Raw genomic sequence first — 12,457 nt, forward strand, 5'->3', positions numbered from 1 at the left:
GGCATGACCCCGTACCGACTTGCCCGCCTGGGCCGAACTACTTTTTTTGCCGCCGCCATCTCGCTGCTTTGCGGACGCGCCGCGGCGCAGCCGGCAACCAACACGGTGGCCTCGATGAAAAAACTGAGCATCGAGGAGCTCATGAACGTGGAAGTGTCGCTGGTATCGCGTACGCCCGAAAAGCTTTCCGGCACGGCCTCCGCCATCCAGGTGCTGACGTCGGAAGACATCCGGCGCTCGGGCGCGGGCAATATTCCCGAGGCGCTCCGCCTGCTGCCGAACCTGCAGGTAACGCAGGTAACGTCGGGTGATTACATCATTTCCGCGCGCGGCTTCAATACCATCTTCGCCAACAAGCTTCTCGTGATGATCGACGGGCGAACGGTGTACACGCCACTGTACGGAGGCGTGCTCTGGCACCAGCAGCAGGTGATGCTCGAGGATGTGGACCGCATCGAGGTGATCAGCGGGCCCGGCGGAACGCTCTGGGGCGTCAATGCCGTCAACGGGGTGATCAACATCGTAACGAAAGCGGCACAGGAAACGCGCGGTCTCTACGTATCGGCGATGACCGGAAACGTGCTCCGGCGCGAGGCGAATATCCGCTACGGCGACAGCCTGGGTGCCCACGGCGCCTACCGTGCCTATGTGCGTCATTCGGAGCGCGCTGCAACCTTTGCGGCCGATGGCAGCGAAAACTCCGACGCCTGGCAGGTAGACCAGGCGGGCTTCCGCAGCGATTTTAATCCGTCCGCCAACGACCAATTGACACTGCAGGGCGACTGGTACTGGGGAACCCGCCATACAACGAAGGAGCCGTCCAGGTTCAACGGACAAAACCTGCTCGGGCGCTGGGAACATACGTTCAGCGAGCGCTCCGACATGGCGCTGCAGGCTTATTACGACCGATACTATCGCGCCGATGTGCCATATAACAATACCAGTGAAATGCGTACGATCGACGTAGACTTCCAGCAGCGGAGCCCTATCGGCAAGCGCCAGGATTTCATGTGGGGATTTGGTTACCGTTCGGCGGAGGATCATACCGATTTCAGCACGCCCGGCGTCGGCATCCTGCCTCCCCGCAAGTCGCTCGACCAGTTTAATTCGTTCGTGCAGGACGATATCAGGATTGGAACCTCGGTGCACCTGACGCTCGGTACAAAATATTCCCACAACGTGTATTCGGGCTGGGAGTGGCAGCCCAGCGGGCGTATCTCCTGGAGCCGCAAGCACAGCACCCTGTGGGCGGCTGTTTCGCGGGCCCTGCGCGCGCCGAGCCGCTACGATGTCGATTATCACCTGCCGCAGGCCCCGCAGCCTCCAAGCGTTCCGAGCGTTGCCGGCGGGCCCTTCTTTGTATCGGAGAAGCTGGTGGCGCACGAGCTGGGTTACCGCTGGCAGCCGACGCCCGGCGGCTTCCTGTCGGCAGCCTTCTTTTACAATGCCTACCACGACCTTTACAGCGTCGAAAACCAGCCCGGCACGCTGACCTATTTCATCCAGAACGGGTCGCAGGGAGAAAGCTGGGGCTTTGAGTTCTCGGGCAACTGGCAGGTAGTACCGCGCTGGCGTCTCCGTGGCGGATATACGTATTTCGAAAAAAACCTGCGCGCGAAAGACGGGCACCATTTCAATCCGGATTACCTCGGCAACGATGCTAAGCACCACGCGGTGCTCCAATCGCTGGTTGAATTGCCGGCCCATTTCCAGCTCGATCTCACGCTGCGTTATATGGACGAGCTGCCGAAAACGCTCGCCACCGCCTATGTGCCGACCTATACCACTTTCGATGCGCATCTTGCCTACACGTGGCGCTTCCTTGAGGCAGCGGTGGTTGGACAAAACCTGGGCGACAGCCGCCATCCCGAATTCGGCACGCAACAGATCGCACGCAGCTATTACCTTAAACTTGCAGCACGCCTTTGACCTGTAAACACGATACCTGTACCCGGCGCTGGCGGGCCTTAGGGCTCCTGCTTCTCCTGCTGCTCGCGGGAAAGCTTTCGTTTGCCCAAACACGTGAGTACCAGGTGAAGGCACTTTTCCTGTACAATTTTGCCCAGTTCGTCGACTGGCCCCCGGGCTGCTTCACGGCGCCCAATGCGCCCTTTGTGATCGGCATCGTGGGCAATGATCCCTTCGGGAGGTTTTTGGAAGAAGTGGTGCGCGAGGAGCAGCTCTCCGGTCACCCGATCGTGGTGCAGCACTATAGCTCGCCCTCGGATATCCGCAGCTGCCACATGCTGTTTGTGGGCGGCTATACCCGCGAGGCACTGTCGGCAGTTTCGGGAAGGGCTGTGCTCACGGTGGGAGAGGCGCAGAACTTTGTAAGCGAAGGCGGGATGATCCAGTTCGTTACCGAGCAAAACCGTATCCGTTTCCAGATACGCCCGTCATCGGCACGGGCGGTGAAATTGTCGATCAGCTCTAAGCTGCTCCGACTGGCAAAAATCGTCAACTGATGCCCGGACGCTTTACGCCCATACAACAAAGGCTGATGCGCGTGATCATGCTCACGTGCGGAGTGCTGCTTGTGCTCACCTTCGCGGCCCTGTTCCTGTACGAGTATCTCAGCTACCGCAATATTGCCCGCAGCGAGCTCCGGCAGCTTGCGCAGGTCATCGCCGCCAACACAACCTCCTCACTCGCCTTCGACGCACCGGAAGACGCAGCGCAGGTGCTTTCTTCGCTCAGGAGCCAGAAAGACGTTGTGGCCGCACGTCTTTACCGCGCCAACGGGACGGCGTTTGCCGACTACGGCCAGGCCAGCGGGCTCCCCGCGAAAGATCCGTCGGTAACGGGTTTCTGGTTTCGCAACCGCTACCTCGAAGGCTACTACCCGGTGGTGGAGAACAACCGACGGCTTGGGACACTGTACCTCCGGGTGAACCTGCAGGTGATGTACAACCGGCTCGCCCTGTATGCGATTTTTGCGTTGCTAACCATCGGCATTGCGCTGCTGCTTGCGTTTATCTTTTCGGGACGTCTTCGCAAGTCGCTCTCGCAGCCGATCCTCGATCTTGCTGCGACCGCTGCGGCCGTATCGGACCAAAAGAATTATGCGCTCCGGGCGACCTTTTACAACAACGACGAAGTGGGCGAGCTGACCAATGCCTTCAACGCCATGCTCACGCAGATCGAGGCACAGAACGACGAGATCAGTTCGCTGAACCTGGGGCTGGAGCGGAAGGTAGAAGAGCGCACCGGGCAGCTGCAGGAGAGTAACCGATCCCTGCGGGAGCAGAAGGATTTTACCGAAGCCATTCTTGATGCCTCGATCGACCTGATCGCGGTTTTCGACAAGGAGCTCCGGTACCGGATGGTCAACAATACGGCCATCAGCCGCTTCGGCAAAACAAAGGCTGATCTCCTCGGTCAGCGGATGGACGAAGTGTTTCCCAACATGGCCAAATCCCGCGTGGAGCAATTGCTGCGGCGGGCGCTGGCAGGCGAGTTCATACGCGACGATGCTTACCAGTCGCAGCTTTCGGACCGTGTGCTCCAGAATTTTTACATCCCCCTGTACGATGCCGACGGGAAAGTAGACCGTGTGCTGTTACTCGGCCACGACATCACCGACGTCATGCGGACGCAGGTGCAGCTGCAGGCGCTCAATGCCGACCTGGAGAAGTCGAACCGCGACCTCGAGCAATTTGCCTATGTCGCCTCTCACGACCTCCAGGAGCCATTGCGCAAGATCCAGACCTTTGCCGACCTGAGCCAGCGCAACCTGCAACATCCGCAGATCCTGGAGCGCTACCTTGATAAGATCGCTTCCTCGGCCGAGCGCATGAGCAACCTGATCCGCGATGTGCTCAACTTCAGCCGCCTTACCCGCGACCAGAACGAGCAGCCTGTGCCCGTTGATCTCAATACCGTTCTGGCGGGAATCCGCGTCGACCTCGAGCTGCTCGTGGAGGAGAAGGGCGCCGTCATCAATGCCGACGAACTGCCGACAGTGCCCGGGCAGCCGCGGCAGCTGGGGCAGTTGTTCCAGAACCTGCTCGGCAACGCGTTGAAGTTTTCCGAGCGACCGCCCCGCATCCATATCGGGGTGCGCTACGTGGATGGACCGCTCGAGCTCCGGGGCGTCCGTCTCCGCTCCGCCCACCGTTTCGCCGAGCTCTCATTTTCCGACAACGGCATCGGCTTCGATCCGCAATACGTAGACAAGATCTTCTCCATTTTCCAGCGGCTGCATACCAGCAGCGAGTACGCCGGCACCGGCATTGGCCTTGCACTTTGCAAGAAGATCGTCGAGAACCACGGCGGCGCCATCAGTGTCGAAAGCAAGCCGGGTGAAGGAACCACGTTCTACGTATACCTTCCGCTCGATGCGCCGGAGGCGAAACGCATAAAAGCGGAGAAAGCAGAGGGCGCCGGGGGCATTGCTGGTACAATTGTTTAGCGCTACTGTTTCTATGATCCTGCAGGTTCAGGCATACCAGGTGGCCGATAGTATCGATATCAAAGGCTTCAAAAGCATTTTCACCGCCGAGTTGTTTTACAGCGATGCCGACGAGCTGTTTTACCGCATCGACCAGGACAAGTGCGTGTATGTATTCAAGTATGGCGTGGTTTGTTTTCTCAATTGCGATGCGGTGCGGATCGGGAGCCTGCTGCAGCTCGTGCGGACGCAGGCCAAGAATGCCCATGATGAGCCGCTCAAGGAAGACTTTATTGTGGAAACGGATTCACCGACGAACCGCATCAGTCACAGCAAGATCGAGGTGGTGCGTACCGATATCGACGTGCTGCGCCTCGTGATGCTGAATGTGTCGCAGTCGGTGGCGCTCGATTACTTCTCGGCGCACAGCTCGCGCCTGCTGGCCGAAACCAACATGCATACGCAGTTTCTCGAGCAAAAGGGACGCCTGTTCATCTCGGGCCGCAAGCTGCAGCAGTTTATTGCCCGCACACTGATGCTGCGCAACAACATCGTCGAGAACCTCTACATCTTCGATTCGCCGCCCGAAGCCTGGGAGGATGAGGAGCTCAGCCGCGTGGATGCCGGGCTCAAGCGGACCTTCGACCTCCAGGAGCGCTTCCGCAACATTTCGGAAAGCCTCCAGATTGTAAAAGACAACCTCGACCTGTTCCGGGATATCCTCAAATACCGCCACAGCAACGTGCTGGAGTGGATCGTGATCATCCTCATCGCGGTCGAGGTTGTCAACCTGTTTATCGAAAAGCTGCACCGGTAGCCATTGCTACGTAACTCCTAAAGTCTTCGTTCTGTTGCACCGGCTGTCCTGCCTTCCGCCAGCGAACCTTCCGTGGCAAAGCGGATCAGGTCTTCGTTGAGGCGGTCCTTATGCGTGTAAAAGAGGCCGTGCGGCGCATCCTCATACACGACGTATTCGCTGTTGGCGATGGCCCGGGCGGTGCGTTCCGAGCTTGCTTCGATCGGCACGATCTTGTCCGCGTCGCCGTGAATGATCAGCGTCGGCACCTTGATCGAAGGAAGGTCTTCGCGGAAATCAGTGTGCGCAAACGACAGCACACACTGCTGTGTCGACCGCTGTGGTGCATGCGAGGCCAGCATCCGGTAGTATTCGAGCAGCGGCGTGCTTACCGGCCGCTTGATCAGGCCGACGCCGAAGAATTTCTTCCCGAAGTCGTCGAGAAAAGCGATGCGGTCCTCGCGGATCCCTTCGAGCATCTCGGCAAACACGTTCTCGGGAACACCTTCGGGATTGGTTTCATTGCGGCCGAGGCAGGGGAGGACCGAGCTGACGAGCACGATGCGGCTTACACGCTCGCTGCTGTAGCGACGCAGGTAACGCACCACTTCACCGCCGCCCATCGAAAAGCCCACCAGTACGGCGTCGCGGAGATCGAGGCCGGTAAGCAGCGCGTTGAGGTCATCGGCGAGGCTGTCGTAGTCATAGCCGTTCCAGGTTTTACTCGATTTGCCAAAACCGCGGCGGTCGTACTTCACCACGCGAAGCCCGGCATTCACCAGCGGGTCGAGCTGGTACTCCCACATCTCCTTGCTGAGCGGCCATCCATGGAGCAGCACAACGGGTCGCCCCTGGCCATAATCGCTGTAGGAAAACTGGAGCTCCTCGCCGGTTTGCTTGTCTGTTGTTTTGAAAACTTTCATGATCTGTTTGTTTTGAACAGCCTAAGTGCCGAAAAATCGTTCCGTTCAACGTTTGTCGAGGCAAATTGCGGGTAGATAAACCCCGTTTTGGACAAAGCTTGCGGCAGCGTACAGCTTGTGCGCGGTTTTTGCTACAGCCAGCTCATGACTCATCCCTCTATTGCTAAGGCTGCCCTCGCAGTGGCCATGCTGAGCTTTTTTTCAGCCTGCAAAAAAAGCGGCAACGACGTACCCATCAATGTAGGCGGTTACCTGGAATCCGGCACCTGGCATGTCGCCTCCTTCGTCAATGAAGGACAGGATGAAACGGCGCACTTCTCCGGGTATACCTTTTCCTTCAACCCTAGCGGCGCTGTAACGGCGACCGACTCCGTGGTCACAGGGAGCGGGAACTGGGGATCCGGGATCGCCGATGGCGTATCGACGGTAACTGTCCTTTTCCAGTCGCCCTTCGACTTCCAGGTCCTGAACGACAACTGGCGCGTGCAGAATGCTTCCGAAACACGCGTGTCGCTGTCGGATAATGCGGGCGGCACGGCGAGCGGCGACCAGCTGGTGCTTGAGCGGAATTGAGGTTTTCTTACTGCCTGTTCAAGCCCGCTGCGCCGCGGTTGTTGCCGGCCTGTAAGGGCAGGCTGGGAATAAATTCCGGTAGGGCATTGTTTCCATTACCGGGCAGGCACTAATTTCATTCCATGCAGCCTACCGGCTATGCGCGCAAAGCGCTGGCACTGATACTATTTCTTGCGGCCTTCCGCCTGTGGCTGGCTTTCGGCCTCGAGCTCGGCAACGACGAATCGTATTACTGGATGTACAGCCGCGTGCTCAAGCCCAATTATTTCGATCACCCGCCGATGGTGGCGCTGCTGATCCGGCTGTGCACGCTCAATGGCTTGCTGCAATCGCCGGGTGCCTTGCGGCTCGGTTCGGTGCTCGGCGCCGCGCTGGCGGCCTGGTTTCTCTTCAAAGCGGTGGCAACGCTGCACAGCCAGCGTGCCGGCTTTTATGCATCGGTACTGTACCAGTCTTCGTTTTATGCCGGCGTTACGGCAGGCGTGTATATCATGCCCGACTCGCCCCAGATGATCTTCTGGACGGCGTCGTTGTGGATGCTGGCACGGATCATCCGCGATGAGCGCGACTGGAACAACTGGCTCCTGTTTGCCGTGCTGGCGGGCGCTTCGGTGATGAGCAAAGTGCATGGCGGATTCCTCGCTGCCGGTCTTGGTCTTTTCATAATCGTTCAGAAACGTTCCTGGCTGCGGCTGCCGCAGCTATACGTGGCGGCGGCGCTGCTCCTGCTGATCGTAAGCCCGATCCTGGCCTGGAACATTCGCAACGACTTTATCACCTACCGCTTTCACAGCCGGCGCGTGGCTGTTGATCATTTCAACCTGCGCTTCTCCTATGCCCTGAAGGAAGCCATCGGGCAACTGGTTTTCAACAACCCGGTCAACGTTGTGCTCGTGGCGCTCGGACTATTCGGGTGGAAGAAGCTGCCGGACCGCTGCCGGAGCAACCTTGCCCTGTTCAACTGGATCGCGCTGCCACACGCGGGGTTCCTGCTCTTCGTGGCGCTCTTTCGCGATACAACATTGCCGCACTGGAGCGGCCCCGCGTATGTAACGCTGCTCCCGCTTGCAGCCGTGCGGCTCGCGGGGATACCGCGACGCGCCTTCCTGCCGCGAGTGGTTGTCGGCTCGGCGCTTACCTACCTGCTTACGGTTTGTGCCTGGATGGGCGTGGTGCACCAGCTCCCGGGTACCTACGGGAGAAAAGACACTGAGCTGCTCGGCACGGGCGACATCTCGCTCGACCTGTATGGCTGGCAGGAAGCGGGCGCCGCTTTCGGGAACCTGTACCGGCAGGAGCTGGCGGCAGGCCGTATTTCTACGGGTACGCCGCTGGTTGCCTCGTATTGGTGGGGTGCCCACCTCGAATATTATTTCTGCCGGCCCAACGGCATTCCGTTCCGCGCGCTCGGTCCGATCCGGGATATCCGCGAATACTATTGGCGCGGCGATGCGCGGGCGCCCTTGCCGGCGGTTGCCTACGCGGTGCTTGCCTCCGATGAGCACTACGAATTGCCGAAGGGATACTTTCGGAAGGCGCAGGTGCAATACCGGATTACAGTGGACCGCGGCGGCAGGCCTGCCCACAGCTTCGTCGTTTGGCGGCTGGAGCGGTAGCCGTCTGTCTTTTACGACAATTTTTCAACCGTTTTATCGCGTGGCGCCGTTGCCTGCGTTCTGTGGGAGTTGGCCAGGAAAAGCCCGATGCCGATGAGCCCGAAGCTGGCGCCGGTGGCGACGCTGATGTGCTCGCCGAGCAGCCACACGGCTTCAATGGCGCTGACCACCGGGATGGCATTGCCAAAGAGCGCGGTGCGTGCGGGGCCGATGCAGCGGATGGATTCGTTCCACAGCAGGAAGGCCAGCACCGACGCGCAGACGGCGAGGTAGGCGATGCTGCCGACAGTTGTGGCATTGACTTCCAACGCAGCGCTATGCGCATGCTCCCACAGGTAGGCGGGCAGCAGCAGCAACGTGCCGGTGGCAAAGAGCGCCAGCAGGTAGGCCCGCGGTGAAAGACCCGCCGGACGGCGGCGCACCTGCAGGGTGTACAGCGCGAACGAGAAGGCTGCCGCCACGATCCAGCCATCGCCGCTGCTGAAGCGAAAGGACGCCAGGCGGCTGATGCTGCCCTGCGTGAGCAGCACGATGAGCCCCAGGAGGCAAAGCGCGGCCCCGGCATAGGCCGCGAGGGGAAGGCGCTCGCGCAGGAAAAGCCAGGACAGCAGCAGCACGAACAGGGGAGAAGCGGTTGTGCCAATGAGCGCCAGGTGAATGGCCGGCACTTCGCGGCCCGCGATATAGATAAACGTATTGAACAGCGTAACGCCGGTAAGCGCGGTGCCGAGCACGTGCAGCCAGCGGCCGCGGAGGAGCGCGCGCTCCTGCCACAGCCTGCGCAGGGCAAAGGGCGCCAGCAGGAGCGTGGCCCCGCACCAGCGATAAAAAGCAAGCGTCACCGGCGGTACCGAAGCCCGCAGGGCGCGGGCGATAATGAAGTTGCCGGCCCAGAGCAGCACGGCAAGCAGGGCAAGAACAACGCCGCGGCGGGATGCATTCATCACCCAAATGTACTTACCAAAGCAGCTTGCGGAGGTCTACGAGCCGTCGATCGGCAGGCGGCGCGACAGGAAAGGGGCCCTCCTCCGGCAACGCGCTGCCGAAGGGGCCGCTCCGGCGGAGGATCCAGGCGTACTCGATATACATCCGCTGGTGATAGCCGTCGTGCTTTTCGTTGACCCGTATTTCTACCGCTTCGCCCGGGCGCAGCGTGGCGATGCGAAAGGAGGCGCGCTGCGGATCGTGCCAGCCCGCCTCGGAAAAAGTGACGGGCCACTCGCCCCGCGGGTCGATACGCAGCTGGTCGATCGAAACCGGGTGTGGGCCTGACTGCGCGGCGTATCCGGCGGGATAATGAAACCCGTGGTTGCCGCCCGGATGATCGCTTACCAGCAACAATAACTGCGTGACCCGCGTGTCGATCTCGGCCGCAACATTTTTCGCCAGGTGCAGCCCGTCGGTATGGACAGCGCCAACCGGCGACCCGAAAGGTGTCCAGTCGATGGGTGCCTTCCGGTCGCTGAAGGGGCGCTCGCCTTTCCGGTACAGCAGCGCACAGCGCCAAACCTCCAGTAGTTCTACGGGCTTGCGGAAAGCGAGGGGCGTGGGGGCGTGCTGCTTCATAAAAAAACCTGCCCGGTGGGGCAGGTCAAAGATGCGTTATCGCCACGAAGATCAGTATGGTTTTGCCTCCTTGCTGTTCGGCGCCGCCTGCGTCACAGCTTCCCCGGCGCCAATGCCGCCGGCAGGGACTTTCTGCGCGCTCGCGGCGGCTTTCAATCCTTCCGCCACGCGGCGGCCGTAGTCGGGATCGCACTGTGTGAACAGCTCGATCATGTGATCCTGGATCACCTGCTTGCAGGGCGCCAGGGTCGTTACGAGGTTTTTGATCAGCTCGTCGCGCTCCCAGTCTTCGAAGGAGCGGTACCGTTCGCCGGCCTGGCCGAAGTTGTTCTGCCGCGGGATCTTCTGGCGCACCAGGTGTGCGTTGTAGTGCGGTGTGTGGGGCTTTCCGGCGGGCTTCGCTTCGGTGATGGTATTCTGCGAGGAAGGCTCGTAGTTGACATGCGGGTTGCTTCCTTCGGCGATGTCCTGCACGTAGGCCATCTGGCCGTCGCGCTGGTTGGTGGCCACGCGCACGCGCGGTGCGTTGATCGGGAGCTGCAGGTAATTGGTGCCCACACGGTGACGCTGGGTATCGCTGTACGAAAAGGTACGGCCCTGGAGCAGCTTATCGTCGGAGAAGTCGAGGCCGTCTACCAGCACGCCGGTGCCAAAAGCAGCCTGCTCCACCTCTGCGAAATAATTCACCGGGTTTCGATCAAGCACCATGCGGCCTACGGGGAGGAAAGGGAACTGGTCTACGGGCCAGATCTTCGTCGGGTCGAGCGGGTCGAAGTCGAGCTCGGGGTGATCGTCGTCGCTCATGATCTGTACGCACAGCTCCCACTCAGGGAATTCACCGCGCCTGATCGCTTCGTAGAGGTCCATTGTGGCATGGTTGAAGCTCTTCGCCTGTATCGCCTGGGCTTCTTCCTGCGTGAGGTTGCGGATGCCCTGCTTCGGCTCCCAGTGGTATTTGACGAGTACGCCCTCGCCTTCGCTATTCACCCATTTGTACGTGTTGACGCCGGATCCCTGCATCTGCCGGTAGGAGGCGGGGATACCCCAGGGCGAGAACAGGAAGGTCACCATGTGCATTGCCTCGGGTGTATTGCTGACGAAGTCGAAGATCCGCTCGCCGTCCTGCTGGTTAAAAACAGGGTCGGGCTTGAACGCGTGGACAAGGTCGGGAAACTTCATCGCATCGCGGATGAAGAAGACCTTGAGGTTGTTGCCAACAAGATCCCAGTTGCCGTCTTCGGTATAGAACTTCACCGCAAAGCCACGCGGGTCGCGGAGCGTTTCGGGTGAGTGGCCGCCGTGGATGACGGTGGAGAACCGTACAAATACGGGTGTCCGCCTGCCTTTCTCCTGGAACAGTTTCGCACGGGTGTACTTCGACACCGGCTCGCTGCCGGCGGTGCCATAGGCCTCGAAGTAGCCGTGCGCGCCGGCACCGCGGGCATGCACCACGCGCTCAGGAATGCGCTCCCGGTCGAAGTGGGTGAGCTTTTCGAGCATGTGGTAGTTCTCGAGCGTCATCGGGCCGCGCGGGCCTACGGTGCGGGTATTCTGGTTGTCGTATACCGGGTGGCCCTGGCGGGTGGTGAGGGCTGCCGGTTTCGGGGAGCCGTTTCCGGTAGCAGGGCCGCTGTCTTTTTGATTCTCTGGTTGCATGGTCAGGGGGTTTGCCGGCTAATGTAAGCCAGGACCCGTGCCCCGCCAATCGATGAGTTGGGGTTACTGGAAACGCGCTTCGCCTTCGATGCTGCGCCAGGGCTTCTTGAAAAAGTCGCCCACGACGTGGTTGAACTGGTCGCGGTAAAAGATCGGCGTGGAATGGCCCGATGCCGGCAGTATCCAGAGGTAGGAGCGCGGGATCGACTCGGCGATGAGCAGCGTGTGCCGGGTGCGGATCACGTCGTGGTCGCCGCCGATGACCAGCGTGGGGCATTGAATACGCGCCAGGTCGGCCAGGGGGATATGCGGCTCCGCGGTAAGCAGGTGTGCCAGCTTGCGTTCCTGCTGCGTTTTCGGACTGTCTTTCTGCGCCTGGAGCCGCGTTTGATACTGCTGGGCCCACTGCCATACCCACGGGTCTACAGCGCTGCTGTCGGGCTCGAGGTTGGCGCCGGTGATGGCCAGCTTCTTTACTTTTTCGGGATGGCGGATGGCCAGCAGCAGCCCGTTGATGCCCCCGTCGCTCCAGCCGATGACGTAGCAGGAATCGAGCTTCAGGTGATCGAGCAGGGCGGCCAGGTCGTCGGCCATCATCTCGTAGCTGAGCGAGTCGCCGGTATCGGTGCTGCGGCCCTGCGCGCGGCTGTCGGCGAGGATCACGTGGTATTTTGTTTGGAAGTAAGGGATCTGGTAGAGAAAGTTGTTGATGGAGCCGCCGTTGCCGTGAATGATCAGCAGCGGCGCGCCTTTTCCATACGATTCGTAATACATCCGGATGCCGCGGATGTCGGCGTATTTCCCGGCCTTCGGGTTGCGTCCATAGATCGAGCTGTCGAAAGGCGACTGCGCGCGGAGGGCCACGGGCAGCGCCAGCAGCAGAAGTAGGAGGAGCCTTGTTTGCATGTGCAGGTAGTTGATCCCTCCAAGGTAACGC

General features: G+C 60.5%; 11 protein-coding genes. 6 read left to right on the forward strand and 5 right to left on the reverse strand.

Features of this window, described 5'->3' with window-relative positions:
- The first annotated feature begins 3 nt into the window (after nucleotides 1–3).
- From ACYU7Z_RS02505 to ACYU7Z_RS02520, 4 genes are read left to right on the forward strand one after another with little or no spacing between them, the layout of a single operon-like run.
- Nucleotides 4–1,929: a TonB-dependent receptor plug domain-containing protein gene (locus tag ACYU7Z_RS02505; protein ID WP_460567108.1), complete on the forward strand. Its 1,926-nt coding sequence runs from the start codon at nucleotides 4–6 to the stop codon at nucleotides 1,927–1,929.
- Nucleotides 1,926–2,465 carry a YfiR family protein gene (locus ACYU7Z_RS02510; RefSeq protein WP_460567109.1) on the forward strand — a complete coding sequence of 180 codons (540 nt, stop codon included), beginning with the start codon at nucleotides 1,926–1,928 and terminating at the stop codon, nucleotides 2,463–2,465. The genes ACYU7Z_RS02505 and ACYU7Z_RS02510 overlap by 4 nt, the downstream gene beginning before the upstream one ends.
- Nucleotides 2,465–4,411, forward strand: coding sequence for an ATP-binding protein (locus ACYU7Z_RS02515; protein WP_460567110.1), 1,947 nt, complete (start codon nucleotides 2,465–2,467; stop codon nucleotides 4,409–4,411). Before ACYU7Z_RS02510 ends, ACYU7Z_RS02515 begins: the two co-directional genes overlap by 1 nt.
- 13 nt (nucleotides 4,412–4,424) lie before the next feature.
- Entirely contained in the window at nucleotides 4,425–5,207 is a 783-nt protein-coding gene (locus ACYU7Z_RS02520) for an RMD1 family protein (RefSeq protein ID WP_460567111.1), read from the forward strand.
- Nucleotides 5,208–5,224: 17 nt separating this feature from the next.
- Here ACYU7Z_RS02520 and ACYU7Z_RS02525 read toward each other — a convergent pair whose 3' ends face one another.
- Nucleotides 5,225–6,109, reverse strand: coding sequence for an alpha/beta fold hydrolase (locus ACYU7Z_RS02525; RefSeq protein ID WP_460567112.1), 885 nt, complete (start codon nucleotides 6,107–6,109; stop codon nucleotides 5,225–5,227).
- 144 nt (nucleotides 6,110–6,253) lie between these two features.
- Here ACYU7Z_RS02525 and ACYU7Z_RS02530 point away from each other — a divergent pair, with 144 nt between their 5' ends.
- Both ACYU7Z_RS02530 and ACYU7Z_RS02535 read left to right on the forward strand, forming a co-directional pair.
- Nucleotides 6,254–6,682 carry a hypothetical protein gene (locus ACYU7Z_RS02530; RefSeq protein WP_460567113.1) on the forward strand — a complete coding sequence of 143 codons (429 nt, stop codon included), beginning with the start codon at nucleotides 6,254–6,256 and terminating at the stop codon, nucleotides 6,680–6,682.
- Nucleotides 6,683–6,804: 122 nt separating this feature from the next.
- Nucleotides 6,805–8,298, forward strand: coding sequence for an ArnT family glycosyltransferase (locus tag ACYU7Z_RS02535; RefSeq protein WP_460567114.1), 1,494 nt, complete (start codon nucleotides 6,805–6,807; stop codon nucleotides 8,296–8,298).
- An 11-nt stretch (nucleotides 8,299–8,309) separates the two neighbouring features.
- On the opposite strand, the gene ACYU7Z_RS02540 is transcribed toward ACYU7Z_RS02535, so the two are convergent.
- The 4 genes from ACYU7Z_RS02540 to ACYU7Z_RS02555 form a co-directional block, all read right to left on the reverse strand.
- Complete coding sequence (locus tag ACYU7Z_RS02540) at nucleotides 8,310–9,242, reverse strand: DMT family transporter (RefSeq protein ID WP_460567115.1); 933 nt, start codon at nucleotides 9,240–9,242, stop codon at nucleotides 8,310–8,312.
- Between the two features lie 13 nt (nucleotides 9,243–9,255).
- Nucleotides 9,256–9,864, reverse strand: a complete 609-nt coding sequence (locus tag ACYU7Z_RS02545) for a hypothetical protein (protein WP_460567116.1) — start codon at nucleotides 9,862–9,864, stop codon at nucleotides 9,256–9,258.
- Nucleotides 9,865–9,915: 51 nt separating this feature from the next.
- Entirely contained in the window at nucleotides 9,916–11,520 is a 1,605-nt protein-coding gene (locus ACYU7Z_RS02550; RefSeq protein ID WP_460567117.1) for a catalase, read from the reverse strand.
- A gap of 63 nt (nucleotides 11,521–11,583) precedes the next feature.
- Nucleotides 11,584–12,426, reverse strand: coding sequence for an alpha/beta fold hydrolase (locus ACYU7Z_RS02555; protein ID WP_460567118.1), 843 nt, complete (start codon nucleotides 12,424–12,426; stop codon nucleotides 11,584–11,586).
- Between the last annotated feature and the right edge of the window lie 31 nt (nucleotides 12,427–12,457).

The organism is Flaviaestuariibacter terrae (assembly GCF_054777635.1).